We start from the raw sequence: 22780 nt of genomic DNA on the forward strand, positions 1-22780 counted from the left end.
TAACCCACCAACTCCAAGGAAGAGCCCCTGACGTGACCGCCATCCAGTTGATCGTTGGCCTGGGTAACCCCGGCCCCGAATACGAACAGACCCGGCATAACGCAGGGGCTCTTTTCGTTGAACGCATTGCCAGCGCCCAGCGTGTATCGCTGACCGCTGACAAAAAATATTTCGGCCTGACGGCTAAATTCAGCCATCAGGGCAACGACGTTCGTCTGTTGATCCCCACCACCTACATGAACCGTAGCGGCCAGGCCGTGGCGGCATTGGCCAATTTCTTCCGCATCAAGCCGGAAGCGATCCTGGTGGCACACGACGAACTCGACCTGCCTCCGGGCGTTGCCAAGCTCAAGCGCGGCGGCGGCCATGGGGGCCACAACGGCCTGCGCGACATCATCGCGCAGCTCGGCAACCAGAACGACTTCCACCGCCTGCGGCTTGGCATTGGCCACCCGGGCGACGCCAAACTGGTCTCCAACTTCGTCCTGGGCCGCGCGCCGCGCGCCGAGCAGGAGAAGCTCGACGCCAGCATCGATTTTGCCCTCGGCGTGCTGCCGGACGTGCTGGCTGGCGACTTCGCCAAGGCCATGCGCGAGCTGCACAGCCAGAAGGCCTGATTTCCTAGAGAGGGGAATACCCATGGGTTTCAATTGCGGCATCGTCGGCCTGCCCAACGTCGGCAAGTCCACCCTGTTCAACGCCCTGACCAAGTCTGGCATCGCGGCGGAGAACTTCCCTTTCTGCACCATCGAGCCGAACAGCGGCATCGTGCCGATGCCCGATGCGCGCCTGGCGGCGCTGGCGGAAATCGTCAAGCCTAACCGCATCCTGCCGACCACCATGGAGTTCGTCGACATTGCAGGCCTGGTGGCCGGTGCGTCGAAAGGTGAAGGCCTGGGCAACAAGTTCCTCGCCAACATCCGCGAGACCGACGCCATCGCCCACGTGGTGCGCTGCTTCGAAGACGAGAACGTGATCCACGTTTCCAACAGCGTCGACCCCAAGCGCGACATCGAGATCATTGACCTCGAACTGATCTTCGCCGACCTCGACAGCTGCGAGAAGCAACTGCAGAAAGTTGCTCGCAACGCCAAGGGCGGCGACAAGGACGCCCTGGCGCAAAAGGCGATCCTGGAGAAGCTGATCCCGCACTTCACCGAAGGCAAGCCAGCGCGCAGCCTGATGAAGCACATGGCTGACGACGAGAAGGCCATGATCCGTGGCTTCCACCTGCTGACCAGCAAGCCGGTGATGTACATCGCCAACGTCGCCGAAGACGGCTTCGACAACAACCCGCACCTGGACGTGGTCAAGGCCATCGCCGAGGAAGAAGGCGCGGTCGTGGTGCCGGTGTGCAACAAGATCGAGGCGGAAATCGCCGAGCTGGAAGACGGCGAAGAGAAAGACATGTTCCTCGAGGCCCTGGGCCTGGAAGAGCCTGGCCTGAACCGCGTGATCCGCGCCGGTTACGAGCTGCTCAACCTGCAGACCTACTTCACTGCCGGCGTGCAGGAAGTGCGCGCCTGGACCGTACGCGTCGGCGCCACCGCCCCGCAGGCCGCTGGCGTGATCCACACCGACTTCGAAAAAGGCTTCATCCGCGCCGAAGTGGTCGCCTATGACGACTTCATCCAGTTCAAGGGTGAAAGCGGTGCCAAGGAAGCCGGTAAATGGCGCCTGGAAGGCAAGGACTACATCGTCAAAGACGGCGACGTGATGCACTTCCGCTTCAACGTCTAAACGGCAGTCTGCAGCACTGAAAACCCCTTGAGGCCCATGGTTTCAAGGGGTTTTGTCTTTGAGCTTCTCCTGCACGATTGCCGGGGCTGCTTTGCAGCCCTTTCGCGACACAAGGCCGCTCCTACAGATACAGCGAAATCTGGATAATTGCGCTGTACTTGTAGGAGCGGCCTTGTGTCGCGAAAGGGCCGCAGAGCGGCCCCAACTTTCTGCATCTAAGCAGAGTATCTAAAGGACCACCTAGCGCTTCATGCGCCCTCCTCCCAGGAGCCTCGACCATGCATGAAACGCCTCCCCGCTCGGGCTTCGACTGGCAGCGCTGGCTCCCCGGCCTGGCCACCCTGCTGCACTACCAGCCCGCCTGGCTGCCCAAGGACATCGCCGCCGGCCTGGTGCTGACCACCATGCTGGTGCCGGTCGGCATCGCCTACGCCGAAGCTTCCGGGGTACCGGGCATCTACGGCTTGTACGCCACCATCATCCCGCTGCTGGCCTACGCCCTGTTCGGCCCCAGCCGCATCCTGGTGCTCGGCCCGGACTCGGCACTGGCCGCACCAATCCTGGCGGTGGTGGTGCAGTACGCCGCCAGCGACCCGCAGCGCGCCATCGCCATCGCCAGCCTGATGGCCCTGGTGGCCGGCGCCTTCTGCATGATCGCCGGGCTGCTGCGCCTGGGCTTCATCACCGAGCTGCTGTCCAAGCCGATCCGCTACGGCTACATGAACGGTATCGCCCTCACCGTGCTGATCAGCCAGCTACCCAAGCTGTTCGGTATCAAAGTCGATAGCGAGGGGCCCTTGCGCGACCTCTGGCACCTTGGCCAGGCACTGTTAGCCGGCCAGGGACACTGGCCAAGCTTCATCGTCGGCGCCGGCAGCCTGGTACTGATCCTCCTGCTCAAACCCTTCAAGCGCATCCCTGGAATCCTGATCGCCGTGGTGCTGGCGACCCTGGCCGTGAGCCTGTTCAACCTCGACCAGATGGGCGTCAAGGTACTCGGCCAGTTGCCACAGGGTCTGCCCAGCTTCGTCTTCCCATGGGTAAACGACATCGACCTGGTCGAAGTGGTGCTGGGCGGGATTGCCGTTGCCCTGGTGTCGTTTGCCGACACCAGCGTGCTGTCGCGCTCCTATGCCGCGCGGCTCAAGACACCGGTCAACCCCAACCAGGAGATGTTCGGCCTGGGCGTTGCCAACCTGGCCTCCGGCCTGTTCCAGGGCATCCCCATCAGCAGCAGCTCGTCACGTACCCCGGTGGCCGAGGCAGCGGGCTCGAAAACCCAGCTGACCGGCATCATCGGCGCGCTGGCGGTAACCCTGTTGCTGCTGGTCGCCCCCAACCTGATGCAGCACCTGCCCAACAGCGCCTTGGCTGCCGTGGTCATCGCCGCCGCTTTGGGGCTGTTCGAGTTCGCCGACCTCAAGCGCATCTTCCGTATGCAGCAATGGGAGTTCTGGCTGTCGTTCACCTGCTTCGTCGGCGTCGCGGTGTTCGGTGCCATCCCGGGTATCTGCATTGCCGTGGCGATCTCGGTGATCGAATTCCTGTGGGACGGCTGGAGGCCGCATTTCGCCGTGCTCGGGCGGGTCGATGGCACCCGCGGCTACCACGACGTGAAACGTTATCCACAGGCCCGGCGGATTCCCGGGCTGGTGCTGCTGCGCTGGGATGCGCCGCTGTTCTTCGCCAACGCCGAGCAGTTCCAGGGTACGGTGCTGGCGGCGGTGGACGAATCGCCGACTCCGGTGCAGCGGCTGGTGATTGCAGCGGAACCTGTGACCAGCATCGATATCACTTCGGCAGACATGCTCGCCGAGCTGGATCGGGCGCTGGAAGCTCGGGGGGTGGAGCTGCAGTTTGCCGAGATGAAAGACCCGGTGAAAGACAAGATGAAGCGCTTCGAGTTGTTCGAGCATATGGGGGAGCGGGCGTTTCACCCTACGGTCGGGGCGGCGGTGGATGCCTACCTGGCAGATACCGGGATTGATTGGAAGCCCTGAGTAGCCTGTACCGGCCTCTTCGCGGGCTTGCCCGCTCCCACAGGGTGTGTGTGATCCCATCAGCGACGCTGTACCTGTGGGAGCGGGCGTGCCCGCGAATAGGCCGGTGCAGGGGGGCTAGGCAGCCCGAACCCGGCGCCGGTCGATCCAGATCAGCATGGCACTGGCATACAGCGACACCGCCACGAACAGCGCCATGCGCACGGCAAACGCCTTGTACACATCCTGCCCGCCAGCACTGTCCTGCACCGACTGCCCGAGCAGGATCAGCATGGTCGTCAGGCAGCTCACCCAGTACGCCGGGCTCTGCCGGGTCTGCACCGCACGGTAAAGCCTGCGCGCCTGCCAGAGGACGAACAGCAGCACCCATAGAAAGAACATCCACAGGTGAACGAACAGGCTCAACGCGCCCCACACCAGCATTGCCAGTAGCCCAGCCAGCAAGGTCGAGCCGATCAGCTCGCGGCTGGCATGCCGCGCCCGCGTCTCCCCGGCCTGCTGCCCCAGGCTCACCGCCTTCATGATCAGCGGCATGAACTGATCCGGGGCGATCAACGCCAGCAGAAACGCCGGCATCACGATAAGCGTGGCGCGCAGGGCAACCCAGCCGACATCCGCGCTGTCCAGCAAGGGCGGCGACGGCTGCACAGGCGCGCCGGGCGGCTCGGGAAACAGCACATGGGCCAACGCGCTCCCCAACACCGCCAATAGCATGCCCTTGGCCAACGCCTCGACCACCGACAGCGCCAAGGTAAAATCGCTGGTGCCAGCCGCCGCGATCATGGTCAGGCCGATCACCAGCAGGTTGGCCAGCAGGCCATTGCCGCCCTTGAGCGCGTAGCGCAAGACCAGGAACACCCCCACGCCGACCAGCAGCACCCCGCTCACCGGAGCATGGCGCAACAGCGGAATCAGCAACAGGCCGCTGCCGCAACTGAGCAATACCAGGATCGCCAGTGCCGGCGCCGCCTTGAACGGCAGCGGCTCGCTGCGCATGGCCAGCAACAGCACCGCAAACACCGGCGCCAGGATCGGCACCGGCAGGCCCAGGCCAAAGCTGGTCGCCAGGCACAGCGCCACTCCCCAGGCCAGGCGCAGCGCGCGCAGGCGGCGCAGCTCAATAGGCATACGACAGCCAGCTCATCAGCCACATGAACACGCGACCCAGCAGGTTCAGCGGGTTGCCTTCGCTGGGCAGGGCCATGACTTCGGCCTGGCCACCCACACGCAATCCGGACTTGTCTTTGAGCTGATCACGGTCGAGTTCGACGATCACCGGGAAGCGCTGCGCCGAACGCAGCCAGTCGCGGCTGTTCTGCACTGTTGGCAAGGCCCCAGGGGGCGCAGGCTGGCCGACGCTCACGCCATAGCCGATGCTGCGGATCTGCCCCTTCAGCACGGTGCCGGGCAAGGCATCGAGTACCACCAGCACCGGCGCGCCGGGGCGCAGGCGACCGAGGTTGTTCTCGGTCATGTCGGCACTGATCCACACGTCGTGGATGGTGATCAGGGTCATCATCGGGCTGCCAGCACCCACGTAGTGGCCCACGTCGGTGCGCAGGTCGGTAATCAAACCGTTGGCGTCGGCGCGCACCACGGTGCGGGCCAGGTCCAGGCGCGCCTTTTCCACGTTGGCCGCGGCGCTGCGCAGTTGAGCGTTATCGGCGTCGGCCCCGCCCTGCTGCTCGCGGGCCCGTTCGACCTCGGCGCGGGCGGCTGCCACCTGGCTGATGGCCTGGTCACGGGTGGCCTGCGCACCTTCCAGACGACGCACCGATACCGTGCCCGGGTCTTCATCGATCAAGCGCTTGAGCCGCTCGGCATCCTGGCGCGCCTTGCGTTCGTTGGCCTGTGCCGCCACCAGCGCGGCCTGGGCCGAGTCGATGCCGGCGGTACTGGCGCCGATCTGCCGGCGCACGGTGTCCAGGTCGGCTTCAGCGCGGGCCAGGGCGATGCGGTACTGTTCCTGGTCGAGTTCGAACAGCACATCGCCCTGGCGCACTTCCTGGTTGTTGCCCACCGCCACGCGCTTGATCTGCCCGGCCACTTCGGCGGCCACCGGTACCACGTAGGCCTGCAGCCGGGCTTGTTGGGTGTAGGGGGTGAAACGGTCGGCCAGCAGGTACCAGACCAGGCTGACAGCGATCAGGATCAACACCCAGCGCATGCCGCGATCGGGGGCTGGCGGCTTCTGCGCAGAATCACTCATTTCGGCTCACCTTGTGCGGGGTCGGCGGGGGCCGGCTCGTCGAGCAGGTCGCCCCAATCGGTACGGTTTTGCATCTTCTGGCGGGTAACAGGGTCGATCGGTTTGCGGTTGTTGTCCCAGCCGCCGCCCAGTGCCTTGTACAAACTCACCAGGCTGCTCACCGCATTGCCACGGCTGACCAGGTAGCCGTCCTGCTGCTGCAACAACAGCTGCTGGGCGTCGAGCACGCGCTGGAAGTCGGCAAAGCCTTCCTGGTACTGCGAACTGGCCAGGGTCAGCGAACGCTGGGCGGCCTGCGAGGCATCCTGGCGAATGCTGGCGCTTTGCAGCGAGCGCACCAGGCCGCTGGCAGCATCGTCGGCCTCGTGCGCCGCTTCGCGCACGCTCTGGTGATACAGCTCGATCAATTGCTGCAGGCGGGCGTCTTCGACCCGCACGGCATTCTTGCGCCGGCCGTAGTCGAACGGGTTCCAGATCAGGCTCGGCCCCGCCGCCAGGTCGAAAGTGTTGGGCAGGCGGCTGGTCGACAGGAAGGTCCAGCCAATGCTGCCCAGCAGGCTCAGCTGTGGATAAAGGTCTGCTTCGGCCACGCCCACCAGCGCCGATTGCGCCGCCACTGCCTGTTCAGCGACGCGGATGTCCGGGCGCCGCTGCAGCAGGCTGGCCGGCACGTCCTGCAGCACCGCGCGGTCCGGCAGCGGCAACTGCCCGTGGCGCGCCTGCAGCTCGGGCAGCGGCCCCGGTGGCCGGCCGAGCAGCGAACAGAGCACGTTGCGCAAGGCGTTGAGCTGGTTCTCGAACTCGGGAATGGTGGCCAGGGTCGCCAGGTACTGGGTACGCGCCTGCTGCCAGTCGAGTTCGTCGTTCTCGCCGTGGCGAAACAGCCGTTCGGTGATCTGCAGGCTGCGCTCTTGGCGTTTGGCGTTTTCCTGAGCAATATCCAGCCGCGCCTCGGCGGTACGCAGGGCAAAGTAGGTGTCGGCTACCTGCGCCCGCATCAGCAGCATGGCATCGGCGTAGTTGGCCTGGGAGGCGAAGTAGACCGCATCGGCACTCTCGATGGCGCGGCTGAAACGGCCCCAGAAGTCGATCTCCCAGCCGATGTCGAAGCCCACGCTGGACTGCCAGAACACCGAGTCACGGGCGGTGGAGGTGCCGGACTGGTCTTGCTTCAGGTACAGGCTCTGCGCGTTCAATTGCTGCAGCTGTGGATAACGCCCGGTCTGCACGATGGCCAGCTGCGCCCGCGCCTCGGCAATGCGCAAGCCAGCCACTCGCAGGTTGGTATTGTTGGCATCGGCTTCGGCGATCAGCCCTTCGAGTGTAGGGTCGGCGAACACCCGCCACCACTGGCGCAGGTCCGGTGCTGGCGCAAAGCGCCCGGCCTGCTCCAGCAGGGGCGTGCTCCAGCTGTCCAGCCATGGGTCCTGGGGCTTTTCGAAGTCCGGGCCGACCTGGGTACAGCCGGCCAGAATCATCAGCAGCCCCAGGCCATAGCAGCGCTTGGGCATGGCTCAGGCCACAGGCGGGGTCGGTTGCTCCGGCACCTGCAGCGCCACCCATTGCCAGAACAGTACATAGGTCACGCCGAGGATCACCGGGCCGATGAACAGGCCGATGATGCCCTTGACCACCATGCCGCCAAGGGCACCGATCAGCACCACCGGCATCGGCACGTCCACACCGCGCCCGAGCAGCAACGGTTTGAGCACGTTGTCGGCAAGCCCGGCGACGAAGGTATAGACGGCGAAGATGATGGTCGCGGCAGTGAAACCCTCGACGTTGAACACATAGATGATCACCGGCACCGTGACCAGCGTTGCGGGTGCCTGGGCAATCCCCAGCATGAGGATGACGATCGCCAGCATGCCCGCCCCAGGCACACCCTTGACCACGAAACCGACGCCAATCAGCAACATCTGGATGAAGGCGATGCCGATCACGCCCTGGGCCACGGCACGAATGGTCGCGGTGCACAGCTGGGCCAGCGGCTTGCCGCGCTCCTCGCCGGATACCCGCATGGCGATGCGCTGCGAGGCGACTTCACCGCGCTCGCCAAAGGCCATGATCACGCCAGAAATGATGATCGCACCGACGAACAGCAAAAATGCACCACCGACACTGGCCGCGGCGCCCAGCACTGTAAGCCCGGCACCCTTGAGCTGTGGCATCCACTGGTTGAGCACGCTGGCCATGTTTTGCGACGCCGACAGCCACAGTGCATACAGCCTGGGCCCGATCAGCGGCCAGGTCGCTACCGACTCGGGCGGGGCCGGCACGCTCCAGGTACCACTCTTGAGCAGGGTCACCAGGCTGTCCACCGAATCGCCGATGGACATCACCACCAGGTAGATCGGGACCAGCAGCACGATCAGCACCAGCAACACCACCAGCGTTGCCACGTAGCCATCCTTGATGCCGGTGCCGCGCCTGATTCGCAAGTACAACGGATACAGCGTGACCGCCAGAATCACCGACCACAGCATCAGTTCCAGGAACGGCTGGAAAACCTGGAAGGAGAACATCACCAGGGCGGCCACCAGGCCCGCCTTGATCAGCACGTCGAGCAGGCCCCGCGACAGGGCGCTGTCCAGCTTCAGACTCGGCTGCATGTTTCACCTCCGGACAGTAGGTGCGCCCGCGAGGCGCGATTCAGTGGCTCGTCTCGCCGACCGGGCAGTCTCTGTCAGGCAACCGCCGCGCCAGAGCCATCATCACCAGGGGCACCACCGCCATCGACATGGTGATGGCAAGCACCAGCAAGTCGTGTACCTGTTGTGTCAGTACTTGATGCTCCAGCGCCAGCTTGAACACCACGAAGGCAAACTCACCGCCAGACGCCAGCACGATCGCCAGGCACAACGCCTCGGCGCGGTTGAGGCCGCCCGCCGTTTGCCCGAGGACGAGCAGCAGGGGCAACTTGACCACCACCAGCAGCAGCGTCAGCCCCAGGACGATCAGGGGCATGCCGAACAGCAGGCGCAAGTCGGCGCTCATGCCGACGCCGACGAAGAACAGCCCCAGCAGCAGGCCCTTGAGCGGCTCGATCTGGGTTTCCAATTCGTGGCGAAAGGGCGACTCGGCCATGATCACGCCGGCCAGGAAAGCCCCCAGGGCCATGGACACCCCTACGTGCTCCATCAACCAGGCCGTGCCCAGCACCACCAGCAACGCGGTGGCGGTAGACAGTTCGGGCAAGCCGGAACCGACCGTCCATCTGAAGACGGGGCTCAACAGATAGCGGCCGAAGACGATCAGCACGCCAATGCCGGCCGCCACGGCCAGCAGCGGCCAAGAACCTTCGTCGGCAGTGCTGACATCACCACCGAGCAAAGGCACCACGGCAATCAGCGGAATGGCAGCAATGTCCTGGAACAGCAGGATCGCGACGGCCAGGCGACCGTGCGGCTTGCCCAGGTCCTTGCGCTCGGCCAGCACCTGCAGGCCAAACGCCGTCGACGACAGCGCCAGCCCCAGACCGAGCACGACCGCCGCCGCCTTCGATTGGCCAAACAGGAAATACGCCAGCAGGCCGAGCACCACCGCCGTCAAACCCACTTGCAGCGAGCCGATGCCGAACAATGCCTTGCGCATGGTCCACAGGCGGCGCGGCGACAGCTCCAGACCAATGACGAACAGCAGCATCACCACGCCCATCTCCGACAGGCGGGCAACGTTGTCGGGGTTGCCCAGCAGGCCCAGCACTGAAGGCCCGATCAGGATGCCGGCCAGCAGATAGCCGGGCACCGCCCCCATCTTCAAACGCTGCGCCAGTGGTACCAGCAGCACCACGGCCAGAAGAAACACTACCGTCGCCTGCAGCAGGCTGCCGTCATGTGGCATGGATTCGCACTCTTGCTAGCCCCTTTGGAAGAGATCAGAAATGTTCTTCGACCACCTTGAAGGGATAGGGCACGGCCTTGTATTTGCCGATCTTGCCGCGCTTGGGCAGCTTCACCACCTCATCGCGGGTGATGTCCTTGTAGGGGATGCGCGTCAGCAGGTGGCTGATGATGTTCAGCCGGGCACGCCGCTTGTCGTTGGAATACGCCATGAACCACGGCGCCCAGGATGAATCGGAAGCCGCGAACATGTCGTCGCGTGCCCGGGTGTAGTCGTCCCAGCGGGTGTACGACTTGAGGTCCATGGGCGACAGCTTCCACAGCTTGCGCCCGTCATTGATACGGTCCTGCAGGCGCCTGGTCTGCTCTTCGGCGCTGACTTCGAGCCAGTACTTGATGAGGATGATCCCCGATTCGACCATCAACTTCTCGAACAGCGGCACCACGGTGAGGAACTTGGTGCTCTGCTCTTCGCTGCAGAATCCCATTACCCGTTCGACACCGGCGCGGTTGTACCAGCTGCGGTCGAAAATCACCACTTCGCCGGCGGCCGGCAGGTGGCGCAGGTAGCGCTGCACGTACATCTGGGTCTTTTCCCGCTCGGTCGGTGCCGGTAACGCCACCACGCGGAACACCCGCGGGCTGACCCGTTCGGTGATGGCCTTGATGGTGCCGCCTTTGCCGGCACCATCACGGCCCTCGAACACGATGCATACCTTCAAGCCCTTGGCCACCACCCATTCCTGCAGTTTCACCAGCTCCACGTGAAGCTTCCTGAGCGCTTGCTCATACGCTTTGCCGCCCAGTTTTTCTGGCTGCTCGTTCGAATCTTTCTTCCTGGACGGTTTGGCCATGGCGCTCTCCTGAGGGCGAATGAAGAGTCAGTATGGTCGATTCATGGCACTTTTCCGCTTCGCTTGTCAGGCAACAGGCGGCGCCTGAGCAGCCCTTATTTCGCCAGCTTGTTGTAGCTGGTCATCAGGTTGCGATAGTCCGGGATGTGGTTGGAGAACAATGTGCCCAGGCCTTCGATATCGTTGCGCCAGTCACGGTGCAGCTCGCAGGCGACGCCGAACCAGGTCATCAGCTGGGCACCGGCTGCCTCCATGCGCCGCCAGGCCGAATCTCGGGTCAGCTCGTTGAAGGTACCGGAGGCATCGGTGACCACGAACACCTCGAAGCCCTCCTCCAGCGCCGACAATGCCGGGAAAGCCACGCAGACCTCGGTGACCACCCCGGCGATCAGCAGCTGCTTCTTGCCGGTGGCTTTCACGGCCTTGACGAAGTCTTCGTTGTCCCAGGCGTTGATGTTGCCGGGGCGGGCGATATAAGGGGCGTCGGGGAACTGCTCCTTGAGTTCGGGCACCAGCGGGCCATTGGGGCCGGTTTCGAAGCTGGTGGTGAGAATGGTCGGCAGCTTGAAGTACCTGGCCAGGTCGGCGAGGGCCAGCACGTTGTTCTTGAAGCGGTCGGGCTCGATGTCGCGCACCAGTGAAAGCAGGCCTGCCTGGTGATCGACCAGCAGGACGGCGGCGTTGTTCTTGTCCAGACGCTTGTATTGGAAGGCCATGACGGAACTCCTTGCATCGTAGGTTTGGAGTTTCAGCGTAGGCAAGGATGGGGGGCAGGAGGGACCGTCAGTCGGTTCGCTTGGGGGCTACTTGATCGGTAGCCATCACTTCACAAATTCCTGAACTGATTATTTCTCCGCCGCGATTTTTCTCCTCAGCCGCCCCCACCAGAATCGCTTCACCACAATCACAATAACCGTGAGGCCACTCCCGTGGACCAGACACTCCAGGTACGGCAAGCTGCCGCCGACCTCGTCGCGGCCTTTGCCAGCAACAACACCGCTCGCTACTTCGCCTGTTTCAGCGAAGACGCCAGCTTCCTCTTCCACACCTTGCCGCAACCGCTGCTGTCACGTCGTGCCTATGAAGCCCTCTGGGCCCAGTGGCAGGCCGAGGGCTTTGCCGTGCTCGGCTGTGAGTCACGCAACGTGCAAGTGAGCCTGCAAGGCGACGTGGCAATCTTCATGCATGACGTGGCCACTCACATCCGCCTTGCCGGTGAGGAGCACCAGCTGGCCGAACGCGAGACCATCGTCTTCCGCCGTCACGGCGAGCAATGGCTGGCGTGCCACGAACACCTGTCGGTCGTCACCGCCTCCTGATCCGCACTTACGCGGCCTTGCCGCACTGCCATCGCACCCACAAGAGGGCCCGCGCACCGCGATGGGCCTACAACTACCGCGCTGGAGCATCACCATGAGCCACTCGACCGGTATCGAGACCAATGGCGTCGAGCAGTTCCCCGACGATCAACGCGACGCCTCCCCGCTGGACCTGTTCCGCCTGATCTTCGGCGGTGCCAATACATTCGCGACTGCCGTACTGGGCAGCTTCCCGGTGCTGTTCGGGCTATCGTTCCAGGCCGGCGTCTGGGCGATCCTGCTGGGCGTCGGCGTGGGCGCGCTGATCCTCGCGCCGATGGGCCTGTTCGGTGCCCTCAACGGTACCAACAACGCGGTGTCGTCGGGCGCGCACTTTGGCGTGCACGGGCGCATCGTCGGCTCGTTCCTGTCACTGCTCACCGCAGTGGCGTTCTTTTCGCTGTCGGTGTGGAGCTCGGGTGATGCCTTGGTTGGCGGCGCCAAGCGCCTGGCCGGGCTGCCGGAGACCGACCTGACCCTGGGCCTGGCCTATGGCCTGTTCGCGGTGCTGGTGCTGGTGGTGTGCATCTTTGGCTTCCGCTTCATGCTGTGGGTCAACAAGATTGCCGTGTGGGCTTCGAGCCTGCTGTTCCTGCTGGGCATCTTCGCCTTCGCCGGGCCGTTCGATGCGGGCTTCGCCGGTAGCGTCAACCTCAGCCAGCCGGGCTTTTGGGCGGCATTCGTCGGCGCGGCGATCCTGGCCATGAGCAACCCGGTGTCGTTCGGAGCCTTCCTCGGTGACTGGTCGCGCTACATCCCGCGACAGACGCCAAAATCCCGCATCATGCTGGCCGTGATCGCCGCCCAGGTGGCAACGCTGATCCCCTTCCTGTTCGGCCTGTGCACTGCCACCCTGGTGGCCAGCCAGGCGCCTGACTACATCGCCGCCAACAACTACGTCGGCGGCCTGCTGGCCGTGGCGCCGAGCTGGTTCTTCCTGCCGGTGTGCCTGATTGCGGTGATCGGCGGCATGTCCACCGGCACCACCGCGCTGTATGGCACCGGCCTGGACATGTCCAGCGTGTTCCCGCGCCTGCTCAGCCGCGCCGGCGCCACCCTGTTGATCGGTGTACTGGCCATCGGTTTCATCTTCATCGGCCGCTTCACGTTCAACCTGGTGCAGAGCGTGTCGACCTTCGCCGTGCTGATCATCACCTGCACCAGCCCATGGATGGTGATCATGATCCTCGGCCTGATCACCCGGCGCGGCTTCTACCACGCAGACGACCTGCAGGTGTTTACCCGCGGCCAGCGTGGCGGCCAATACTGGTTCCTGCATGGCTGGAACTGGCGCGGCATGGGCGCATGGATCCCCAGCGCGGTGGTCGGCCTGTGCTTCGTCAACCTGCCAGGGCAGTTCGTCGGCCCGCTCGGCGACCTGGCCGGTGGCATCGACCTGAGCCTGCCGGTCACCCTGGGCCTGGCCGGCCTGCTGTACCTGCTGCTGCTCAACCTGTTCCCTGAACCTGCTGGCGTGTATGGCCCCAACGGCCCGCGCTGGGTGCGCTGCAAAAGCGCCCCGCACACGCCGGTGACCACTGCCGAAATGGCCTGACTGGACACCGACCATGACCACTTCCCACTACATTGCCGGCCGCTGGGTCGAAGGCCAGGGCAACGACTGCATCAGCGTCAGCGAGCCTGCGCTGGGCTTGCCCTTCGCCGAACTGATGGCCGCCAGCGTGGCCCAGGTCGACCAAGCCGTGGCCGCCGCCCGTGACGCCCTGCCTGCCTGGAAAAAGGTCAGCGCCAGCACTCGTGCGGCCTTCCTGCGCGGCTTTGCCGAACAGCTCGGCCATCGCCGCGAAGCACTGATCACGTTGCAGATGCGCAACAACGGCAAGCCGCGACACGAGGCCGAAATCGACCTGGATGATGCGGTCGCCACCTTCGCCTACTACGCCGACTTGGCCGAACAACTGCCCTCGAAGAACCGTGACGTGCCATTGGCGGCGGCGGGCTTCACCGCCCGCACCCGCCTGGAGCCGGTGGGCGTGGTCGGCCTGATCGTGCCGTGGAACTTCCCGCTGGTGACCAGCGCCTGGAAGCTCGCCCCGGCCCTGGCTGCCGGTTGCACCGTGGTGCTCAAGCCGTCGGAAGTCACCCCGCTGATCGAGCAGACCTACGGCCAGATCGCCGACACCCTGGGCCTGCCGGCCGGGGTGCTGAACATCGTCAACGGCAAGGCCGAGGCTGGCGCTGCGCTGAGCAGCCACAACGGCCTCGACAAGCTGTCGTTCACCGGCAGCAACAGCGTCGGCAGCCAGGTGATGCGCAGCGCTTCGGCGCAGTGCCGGCCAGTGACCCTGGAGCTCGGTGGCAAATCGGCGATCGTGGTGTTCGACGATTGCGACCCGGACCAGGCGGTGGAGTGGATCGTTGCCGGTATCACCTGGAACGCCGGGCAGATGTGCTCGGCCACCTCGCGCCTGCTGGTGCAGGACGGCATTGCCGACACACTGCTGCCGCGCCTGCAGGCAGCACTGCAAAAGCTGCGGGTCGGCAACCCGCTGACCGAAGAGGTGGACATGGGGCCGCTGACCAGCCAGGCGCAGTGGCTGAAGGTTGCCAGCTACTTCGCGACGGCGCGTGAGGAAGGCCTGCAGTGCCTGGCCGGCGGGCAGGCGCTTGACCGTGAGGGCTGGTTCGTGAGCCCGACGCTGTACACCGAAGTGCCGAAGGACAGCCGCCTGTGGACCGAGGAGATCTTTGGCCCGGTGCTGTGCGCGCGTCGCTTCGCCACTGAAGAGCAAGCGATTGCCGAGGCCAACGACAGCCGCTTCGGGCTGGTCGCCACGGTCTGCTCCGCCGACCTTGAGCGCGCTGAGCGCGTGGCCGATGCGCTGGAGGTCGGGCATGTGTGGATCAACTCGGTGCAGGCGGTGTTCGTCGAGACGTCGTGGGGCGGCACCAAGGGCAGCGGGATTGGGCGGGAGCTGGGGCCTTGGGCGTTGTCGGGGTACCAGTCGGTGAAGCATGTGACTCGGTGTTTGGGGTGATGGCTTAGAGGGCCTGACACAAGATTTTCAGCGCCTGTGAAATCGAGCGCCGCCCGCGCGGCGCATCGCGGGCAAGCCCGCTCCCACATTTGTTTCGGGCCAGTTACTCCTGTCCCGCCAACAGGACCCGCCTTGGTGCATGACATTAGATCGATGAAAAGCAGTTGCGCCCACCTCAATATCGAAGGGAACAAACAAGGCGGTCCCTGTTGGCTTCATAGGAGAGATTGGCCCGAAGCAGATGTGGGAGCGGGCTTGCCCGCGATGCGCCGCGCGGGCGGCGCTCGATCTCACAGGCGCTGAACTTTTCATGGCGAACACATGGTGGCCCTCCCCCAATCCCCAGCCATGCATCCCCAAACATTCCCGCGTAAGAAGGAAGCTGCTGGCAAGGCCAACGCGCTGGCACTAAAAATCCTCAGGAGGATGAAACGGGGCTGCTTTGCAGCCCTTCGCGGGCTCGCCCGCTCCCACAGAGGACCCTGCTGACTCGAAGAGTCATGTGCAGTTCTTTGAGAGCGGCGATCCAACTTGCCCCGCAAAGGCCCTTACACCGACTCGTCGGCCGGACGCGAGCCTTCCTGCACCAGCACCATGCTCTGCGGCGAAGACAGGGCAATACCTTCATCGCGCAAACGGCCAAGAATGGTGAACAGCAAGTCGCTGCGGGTTCCCGACACCTGCCGTGGCCCTGCCACATAACCACTCACGCCAATGACCATGCCCGCAGAGGTCAGGTCCTTGAAGGTCACCGAGCAGGCAGGCGCATCGAGGATTGCCTCATGCTCGCGATAGGCCGCCAGCAGCAGATCACGTACAAGGTTGGCATCGGTCTCCAGCGGCAAGGTCAGGGTGATGCCCACTACGCCCAGGGCATTGCCCATGGTCACGTTGCGCACGTTCTGCGAGATGAACTGCGAGTTGGGCACGATCACCGTGGAACGGTCAGACATCTGGATCTCGGTGGCGCGCACGTTGATCCGGCGGATATCGCCTTCGACCCCGGCCAGGCTCACCCAGTCGCCCACCTTGACCGGGCGTTCGGTGAGCAGGATCAGGCCGGAGATGAAGTTCTGCACGATCTGCTGCAAGCCGAAGCCGATACCGACCGACAGCGCACTGACCACCCAGGTCAGGCTGGTCAGGTTGATGTGCAAGGTCGACATCACCAGCATGGCCAGGAATATGAAGCCGAGGTAACCGACCAAGGTCACCAGCGAGGCGCGCATGCCGGCGTCCATGTCGGTTTCCGGCAGCAGTCGCTCGCTCAGCCAGCGCTTCACTACGCGGATGGCGAACAGGCCGCCGAAGAAGATCAGCAGCGCCAGCAGGATGTCCTGCGGCACGATGTTGAGGTTGCCGAGCAACTTGCCACCGGTGCCGTCCCAGTCACCCAGGCTCAGCAACAGCTCGCCGGGGCTGGTGCCCGACGGCATCAACGCCAGCAAGATGGCCAGGAACAGCAGCACCGTACGGCTGATACCGACCAGGATGGTGCTGGCCTGGGCCTGGTGGCGTGGCGCCAGGCCCAAGGTCGAGGCGAGTGCCAGACCGCCCGGTTGGCGGGGCGACAGCAGGGCTTCGCAGAGGTCGCTGAGGAACGTGGTGAGCAGGTAGGCACACACCGCCACCACGCTGATCCACAGCAGCTTGGCCGTAAGGAAGTAGGCCAGGGTCAGGTAGCCAGCGAGCAGCGCCAGCACGATCAGCCCGACCCACACCACGGTCACGAACGGGATCAGCCCGGCCCAGCCCGTCGGGCGCTCCAGGTTGTGCTTTCTCAGGGTGCGGCGGTAGCGCAGCAGCGCCACCGTGAAGATCACTGCCACCACCAGCGCGGTCAGGCCATTGGTGGCCACGGTCAGCGCCAGGCTGGTGCCGATCACGCTGTTGATGCGCTCCATGGTCAACATGACCATCAGCGCCAGCGCCAGCAGCTTGGGGAACCAGCCCAGCGCGCTGGCCACTTCGTCGTGAATCGGCGGCAGCCGCCAGGACGGACGCTGCAGCATCAGCATGGCGCGGCCCAGGCCAGTGATGAAGGCGCTGAACACCACCAGGGTGAGGAAGTGATTGGTCAGGCTGGCGACGTCGGAGCCAAGCTCCGAGCTGCTTTCCAGGCCCCAGCGCAGCAGCGAAACGGAACCGGAGATGGTGCCCAGGGTAGCCAGGCTCACGCTCAGGGCCAGGGCGCTGCGCCGCAAGCGGCCTTCTGGCAGGCGGTGCACCATGATGCTGGCCAGCATACGCTCCAACAGCCCGCGCACCACAGTCCATACCAGGATCGCCGCCACCAGGCTGCTGATGAAGAACCAGCGATGTTCGGCACTCAAGGCACTGCCGACAGCATCGGTGGCCTCCTCGCGCAGATCGCGCAAGCGCGCTACGTCGTCCGAGGTGGGGCGGATAAGGCTCTGCCAGAACGCCGGGCTCAACGGCGTCGTGGCTCGGCTGAGGATTTGCGAGTTGAACTGGCTACGGCGCAGGTTGACGATTTGCGTGGACAGGTCGCGGGCCGATTGAGTCAACTTGGCCGCCTGTTCCTGCTCGGCAACCAACGCCTTTTTCTCGTTAGCCAGCTGCTGGCGCTGACGGGACAGCACTTCGGCTTCTTCCGGCTGCACCGGGCCGAGCACCTTGAGCTTGTCGTCGAGCTTTTCCACATCTGCGGTGCGCAAGGCACTCAACGCTTCGGCCTGGCGTTGTACCTGCACGGCGGACAGGCGCAACTGCGACAGCAGGTCATCGTTGGCATTGCTGGTAACGCCCTGGCGGATCTGGTCGAGCCGATCGCTCAGTTGCTCATAGCTGGCATTTTCGTCCAGCACCGGTACTTCCGCCGCTGCCAGGCTGGAAACCGGCGTGGCCGGTGCCGACCAGGCCGGCGTGGTCAGCGACAGCAGCAGCGCCATGACGCCTAGGTAGAATCGGGCAAGGCTGACAAGCCTCATCGAATGTTCCTCTTTACACATCGAACTGGCGGGGGATTCTACGCGGCTTCCGGCAATCAGGAGAGTGCCGTTTCTCGCGCCAGCAGTTGCCGTTTGCGCTCAACCCCCCAACGATAGCCGCTGATGTCACCGTCACGGCGAACCACACGGTGGCAAGGGATGGCTACGGCGATGTGATTGGCCGCACAGGCCATGGCCACGGCCCGCACAGCCTTGGGTGCGCCGATGCGTTCGGCGATCTCGGTATAGCTGACCCGGCCGCCCACCGGCACCTCGCGCAAGGCCTGCCAGACCCGCTCCTGAAAGGCGGTACCTTGCACATCCAGGGGCAGCCCCAGCCCCAGCGCCGGCGCTTCGACAAAGCCGACCACTTCGGCGACCAGCCGCTCGTAGCCGGAATCGCCACCGATGAGGCGGGCTTTGGGGAACTGATTTTCCAACTGCTCGAGCAACGCCTCGGGGTCATCACCCAGGAGGATCGCGCAAATGCCCTTCTCGCTCTGGGCCACCAGAATCGCCCCGAGGAAGCACTGACCGATGGCGAAGTGGATAGTCGCTCCGGCGCCGCCTGCCCGGTACTCGCGGGGGCGCATGCCCAGGCGCTGGCCAGCGCTTTCGTAGAAACGGCTGTTGGAGTTGTAGCCGGCGTCGTAGATCGCATCGGTCACCGTACGTTGCCCGTCGCCCAGCCGCTCGCGCAGGCGCCTGGCGCGGAAGGCGCTGGCATAGGCCTTGGGGGTGAGGCCGGTTTCGGCCTTGAACAGACGGTGCAGATGGAAGGGGCTTACGGCCAGTTGCGCGCCGAGCTGGTCGAGGCCGGGCGGGGTATCGCTGCTTTCCAACAGGCGGCAGGCGCGGGCAATCAGGTCAGCGCGACGGCTTTCGCCCGGCTTGGCCATGCAGCGGCGGCAGGCACGGTAGCCGGCGGCTTCGGCGCTGGCGGCATCATTGAAGAACTCGACGTTGTCGCGCTTGGCCATGCGCGATCTGCAGCCGGGGTGGCAGTACACGCCAGTGGTGCGCACGGCGTAGACGAAGTGGCCGGCGGCAGAGGGGTCACGGGACTCGACGGCTTGCCAGCGCTGGGTGTCAGTGGTGAAGGCATTCATCCGGTCAACCTCGGCTATCTGTCTGGTCTGTTCCGGCCTCTTCGCGTGCACGCACGCTCCCACAGGGATCGCGCCATGCCCGAGTCCAACGCAGTACCTGTGCGGGCATGCCCGCGAAAGGGCCGGCAAAGCCACTGCAAAAACATCAGGCCCGCCACAAGTACCAGGCCGCCACAGTCCTGTATGGGCTCCAGCCACCACCCAGTGAGCGCATCTGCGCCGGGGTCGGTGCCTTTTCCAGCCCCTTGAGCCGACGATACCCCTCGCGCACGCCAAAATCGTCAACCGGCAGGATATCCGAGCGCTCCAGGCTGTAGATCAACAGCATCTCCACGGTCCAGCGCCCGACGCCACGCAAAGCGATGAGCCGCTGGATCAATGCATCGTCCGATAAGCCCAAGGCCTCCTCACGACTGGGCACCACGCCCTCCAGGCTGGCCTGGGCGATACCCTGGATGGTCGCCAGCTTGCTCGCCGAAAAGCCGCAACCGCGCATCATCTCGGGGCTGACCGCCAGCAATCGTTCCGGCGCCGGAAACGCCTGCCCGGGAAACAGCGCCAGCAACCTCCCGAGGATCGCCTCGGCCGCCCGCGCATGCAACTGCTGATAGGCAATCGCCCGCACCAACGCTTCATAAGGTTCGCGCCCTGGCGTTGCCTGGTGCAGGCAGGGCCCGGTCACCTCGATATGCCGCGCCCAGTCAGGGTCCAGCGCTGCCAGGTAGTCGGTGGCTTCACGGTAGGCGGCGGGAGAAAGGTCGGCGAGAATCATCCGTAGCTCCTGTGGCTTCAAGGCAGGTCCAGCTTAGCCCAGCTGCTGATCGGGCAAACGCCGGATCTTGCGCCACCAATTCTTCACTCAGCAACGGCGCGCAACTTTCCCACCCGGCGGTACGATTGCCGGGCACAGCACACGAACAGCCCTGCCATCAGTGCCAGTGCCATCGGCAGCCCATGCGGCGCCACATCCATCGCCGCCCCGCTCACCAGCGGCCCGACCAGGCTGCCGACGCCCCACAACAGGCCCACGCTGGCATTTGCCGTGACCAGGTCCTGCCCTTTGAAGCGTTGCCCGATCAGCACCAGCGCCAGGGTGTAGATACCGCCCGCCACCGCGCCCAGCAGCACCAGCATCGGCCACAGCAGCCAAGTCACCTGCAGCAGCCATGGCAGGGCGATGCCGATGGCCATCGCCACCAGCCCGCACAACAGGTGCAGCCCGGTGCGCTCGACGCGGTCGGCCAGCCAGCCCAACGGCAGCTGGAACACCATGTCGCCGGCAAACACCACGGTCACCATCAGCGCCGCCACAGCCACGGCAAAACCATGGCTGCTGGCGTACACCGGCAACAGCGACAGCACCACGGCATCGAAGAACGAGAAGAACAGCACCGCCACGCACAGCGCCGGCGCCACACGGAAGAAGCCGGCCAGGCCGAAGCTCTTCTCGCCCTCGTCGCCATGTTCGACATGGTCGTTGGGCACGGTCAGCAAAATGCACAGCAAGGCCAGGCCATAGCCAATGGTGACCACGCCAATGATCCAGGGGCTATCGGCGCCAATCAACGCGATCAGTGCCGGGCCAAGTACCTGGAAACCGGTGAAGCTGGTGGCGTACAGGGCCATGATCTTGCCGCGGTTGTGGTCCGGGCACAGCTCGTTGACCCAGGACTCGCCGAGGATGATCGCGATGCCCATGCCAATGCCCAGGCCCAGGCGCAGCACGGCCAGCATCCACAGCGTATCGAACGCCGAATCAAGCAGGGCGATGCTCACGGTGCACAGGCTGAAGCACAGCAGGTAGATGGTGCGCCGGGTGAGGTGCCGGCAGCAGGCATCGACCATGAACGCCGAAAGCATCATGCCCGCAGCCGGGATGGCCGAGATGATGCCGATTTCCAAGGTTCCGGCCCCGGCCTCGTGCAGGCGCAACGACACCAGCGGCAAGCTGGCCCCCAGGCTGAAGCCCACTACCGATACGGCGAACAGAAGGCCCGCCAGCAAACGCATGTTCATGTACCACTCCAGGCAAAACTGAAAAGACGTGCAGATACAGGCGCCCATACGCTCGCCGGGAAGGCGGACCACGCAGAGGCGCTGGGTGTCAGTTCAGGGCTGGATGTGGCGAGAAGGTGAAGGCGAACAGCACACTGCGGCGACGCTTGAGCACCGTATCGCTCGGCCACGCACGACGCATGGCCTGGAGGGCAGGCTGGCGGGCGTGTGGGAGGGATTGGGTACGGCGCATTGCTGTGGCTACTACGCAGGTGTTGAAAAGAGAGGCGGCACTCTAGGCCAAGCCTGACCTTATCGTCAATTGCCCGGGGGCCTCTGCGAGGCCCTTTCGCGACACAAGGCCGCTCCCACATGGATAGTGTCAGCCTGGCGATGTGCAATCCCTGTGGGAGCGGCCTTGTGTCGCGAAAGGGCTGCAAAGCAGCCCCGGCGATGTCAGCGCTTACCGGTATTTGGCAGAAACACCGCCAACAAGCCGAACAATGGCAAGAACGAGCACAACCCATACACATACTCGATCCCGCGCAAATCAGCCAGGTACCCCAAAAGCGCCGCACCAATGCCACCAAAGCCGAACATCAACCCGAAGAACACCCCGGCAATCATGCCCACGCTGCCCGGCACCAGCTCCTGGGCATACACCACGATCGCGGAAAACGCCGAGGCCAGGATGAAACCGATCACCACGCTGAGCACCGTGGTCCAGAACAGGTCGGCATACGGCAGCGCCAGGGTGAACGGCGCCACGCCAAGAATCGAGAACCAGATCACCGCCTTGCGCCCGATGCGGTCACCGATCGGCCCGCCGAAGAAAGTCCCCGCCGCCACCGCGCCAAGGAACAAGAACAGGTGCAGCTGCGAGCTGGCCACCGACAGGCTGAACTTCTCGATCAGGTAGAAGGTGAAGTAACTGGTGAAGCTGGCCATGTAGAAGTACTTGGAAAACACCAGCAGCCCGAGCACCACCAGCGCCGCGATCACCCGCCCGCGAGAGATGCCGTGGGTGGCCTGCACCGCCTTGCGCGCCTTGGCCTGGTTCAGGTGCTCCTTGTACCAGCGGCGCAGCATCAGGGTCACGGCAAAGAAGAACAGCGCCGCCACGCCGAACCAGGCCACATGGGTCTGGCCGAACGGAATCACGATCGCCGCCGCCAGCAACGGGCCGAAGGCAGAACCGGTGTTACCGCCAACCTGGAAAGTCGACTGCGCCAGGCCGAAACGGCCACCCGAGGCCAGCCGCGCGATCCGCGAGGTCTCCGGGTGGAAGGTCGACGAACCGATGCCGACCAGTGCCGAAGCCAGCAGAATCATCGGGAAGCTGCCGACGAAGGCCAGCATGACGATCCCCACCAAAGTGCACAGGGTGCCCAGCGGCAACAGGTTTGGCGTCGGCCTGCGGTCGGTGAAGAAGCCGACCCACGGTTGCAGCAGCGAGGCGGTGATCTGGAAGGTCAAGGTGATCATGCCGATCTGGGCGAAGCTCAGGTCGTAGTTGGCCTTGAGCATCGGGTAGATCGCCGGCAGCACCGACTGAATGAGGTCGTTGACCAGGTGCGCCAGGGCGCAGAAGGCGATGATGCGCATCACCAGCGGATTGGCTTGGTTTGCCGAACCGGTGCTGGCGGTGGGGGTGCTGCTGATGGCCATGAGCTTGAATTCCGTCCGCAGGTTTGGGATCCGATTATCGGGAAACAAATAGATA

At 64.7% G+C, this 22780-nt stretch carries 19 protein-coding genes; 6 read left to right on the forward strand and 13 right to left on the reverse strand.

Going from position 1 to position 22780, the window contains the following annotated elements; all coding sequences use genetic code 11:
• Positions 1 to 32 precede the first annotated feature (32 nt).
• From pth to CQW31_RS17660, 3 genes are all read left to right on the forward strand, one after another.
• Positions 33 to 617 (forward strand): aminoacyl-tRNA hydrolase, encoded by a 585-nt coding sequence (gene pth / locus CQW31_RS17650; protein ID WP_009686183.1) that lies wholly within the window; start codon positions 33 to 35, stop codon positions 615 to 617.
• A 22-nt stretch (positions 618 to 639) separates the two neighbouring features.
• Complete coding sequence (gene ychF / locus CQW31_RS17655; protein WP_054887456.1) at positions 640 to 1740, forward strand: redox-regulated ATPase YchF; 1101 nt, start codon at positions 640 to 642, stop codon at positions 1738 to 1740.
• Between the two features lie 278 nt (positions 1741 to 2018).
• Complete coding sequence (locus CQW31_RS17660; RefSeq protein ID WP_099815032.1) at positions 2019 to 3740, forward strand: SulP family inorganic anion transporter; 1722 nt, start codon at positions 2019 to 2021, stop codon at positions 3738 to 3740.
• Positions 3741 to 3857: 117 nt separating this feature from the next.
• Here the strand turns inward: CQW31_RS17660 and CQW31_RS17665 are convergent, their stop codons facing one another.
• The 7 genes from CQW31_RS17665 to ycaC all read right to left on the reverse strand — a co-directional run bounded on the left by CQW31_RS17665 (position 3858) and on the right by ycaC (position 11361).
• Complete coding sequence (locus CQW31_RS17665; RefSeq protein ID WP_054887454.1) at positions 3858 to 4868, reverse strand: DUF2955 domain-containing protein; 1011 nt, start codon at positions 4866 to 4868, stop codon at positions 3858 to 3860.
• Positions 4858 to 5949 carry an HlyD family secretion protein gene (locus CQW31_RS17670; protein ID WP_099815033.1) on the reverse strand — a complete coding sequence of 364 codons (1092 nt, stop codon included), beginning with the start codon at positions 5947 to 5949 and terminating at the stop codon, positions 4858 to 4860. The genes CQW31_RS17665 and CQW31_RS17670 overlap by 11 nt, the downstream gene beginning before the upstream one ends.
• Entirely contained in the window at positions 5946 to 7460 is a 1515-nt protein-coding gene (locus CQW31_RS17675; RefSeq protein ID WP_099815034.1) for an efflux transporter outer membrane subunit, read from the reverse strand. The genes CQW31_RS17670 and CQW31_RS17675 overlap by 4 nt, the downstream gene beginning before the upstream one ends.
• Positions 7461 to 7463: 3 nt before the next feature.
• Complete coding sequence (locus tag CQW31_RS17680) at positions 7464 to 8561, reverse strand: AI-2E family transporter (protein ID WP_099815035.1); 1098 nt, start codon at positions 8559 to 8561, stop codon at positions 7464 to 7466.
• Between the two features lie 40 nt (positions 8562 to 8601).
• The gene (locus CQW31_RS17685) at positions 8602 to 9792 is read right to left on the reverse strand and encodes a monovalent cation:proton antiporter-2 (CPA2) family protein (RefSeq protein ID WP_099815036.1); all 1191 of its coding nucleotides are present in this window, start codon (positions 9790 to 9792) and stop codon (positions 8602 to 8604) included.
• Positions 9793 to 9826: 34 nt separating this feature from the next.
• A complete protein-coding gene (gene ppk2, locus CQW31_RS17690; RefSeq protein ID WP_054887450.1) occupies positions 9827 to 10645 on the reverse strand; it encodes a polyphosphate kinase 2 in 819 nt (272 codons plus the stop codon).
• A 95-nt stretch (positions 10646 to 10740) separates the two neighbouring features.
• Positions 10741 to 11361: an isochorismate family cysteine hydrolase YcaC gene (gene ycaC, locus CQW31_RS17695; RefSeq protein WP_054887449.1), complete on the reverse strand. Its 621-nt coding sequence runs from the start codon at positions 11359 to 11361 to the stop codon at positions 10741 to 10743.
• A gap of 213 nt (positions 11362 to 11574) precedes the next feature.
• On the opposite strand from ycaC, the gene CQW31_RS17700 reads away from it, so the two are divergent.
• The 3 genes from CQW31_RS17700 (at position 11575) to CQW31_RS17710 (ending at position 15002) form a co-directional block, all read left to right on the forward strand.
• Positions 11575 to 11964: a nuclear transport factor 2 family protein gene (locus CQW31_RS17700; RefSeq protein ID WP_099815037.1), complete on the forward strand. Its 390-nt coding sequence runs from the start codon at positions 11575 to 11577 to the stop codon at positions 11962 to 11964.
• Positions 11965 to 12058: 94 nt separating this feature from the next.
• Complete coding sequence (locus CQW31_RS17705) at positions 12059 to 13558, forward strand: cytosine permease (protein ID WP_099815038.1); 1500 nt, start codon at positions 12059 to 12061, stop codon at positions 13556 to 13558.
• Positions 13559 to 13571: 13 nt separating this feature from the next.
• Complete coding sequence (locus CQW31_RS17710) at positions 13572 to 15002, forward strand: aldehyde dehydrogenase family protein (protein ID WP_099815039.1); 1431 nt, start codon at positions 13572 to 13574, stop codon at positions 15000 to 15002.
• A 548-nt stretch (positions 15003 to 15550) separates the two neighbouring features.
• Here the strand turns inward: CQW31_RS17710 and CQW31_RS17725 are convergent.
• From CQW31_RS17725 to CQW31_RS17745, 6 genes are all read right to left on the reverse strand, one after another.
• Complete coding sequence (locus CQW31_RS17725) at positions 15551 to 17953, reverse strand: DUF3772 domain-containing protein (RefSeq protein WP_099815040.1); 2403 nt, start codon at positions 17951 to 17953, stop codon at positions 15551 to 15553.
• A gap of 56 nt (positions 17954 to 18009) precedes the next feature.
• Positions 18010 to 19062 carry a bifunctional DNA-binding transcriptional regulator/O6-methylguanine-DNA methyltransferase Ada gene (ada, locus tag CQW31_RS17730; protein ID WP_099815041.1) on the reverse strand — a complete coding sequence of 351 codons (1053 nt, stop codon included), beginning with the start codon at positions 19060 to 19062 and terminating at the stop codon, positions 18010 to 18012.
• Positions 19063 to 19207: 145 nt separating this feature from the next.
• Entirely contained in the window at positions 19208 to 19834 is a 627-nt protein-coding gene (locus CQW31_RS17735) for a DNA-3-methyladenine glycosylase (protein WP_099815042.1), read from the reverse strand.
• A gap of 83 nt (positions 19835 to 19917) precedes the next feature.
• Complete coding sequence (locus CQW31_RS17740) at positions 19918 to 21078, reverse strand: MFS transporter (protein ID WP_099815043.1); 1161 nt, start codon at positions 21076 to 21078, stop codon at positions 19918 to 19920.
• An 88-nt stretch (positions 21079 to 21166) separates the two neighbouring features.
• Positions 21167 to 21310 (reverse strand): hypothetical protein, encoded by a 144-nt coding sequence (locus CQW31_RS31335; protein ID WP_177332445.1) that lies wholly within the window; start codon positions 21308 to 21310, stop codon positions 21167 to 21169.
• A gap of 203 nt (positions 21311 to 21513) precedes the next feature.
• Positions 21514 to 22725, reverse strand: a complete 1212-nt coding sequence (locus tag CQW31_RS17745) for an MFS transporter (RefSeq protein WP_054887612.1) — start codon at positions 22723 to 22725, stop codon at positions 21514 to 21516.
• Positions 22726 to 22780: the final 55 nt, after the last annotated feature.

It is taken from the genome of Pseudomonas sp. 382 (assembly GCF_002759075.1).
In the GTDB taxonomy this organism is placed as follows: Bacteria; Pseudomonadota; Gammaproteobacteria; order Pseudomonadales; family Pseudomonadaceae; genus Aquipseudomonas; species Aquipseudomonas vlassakiae.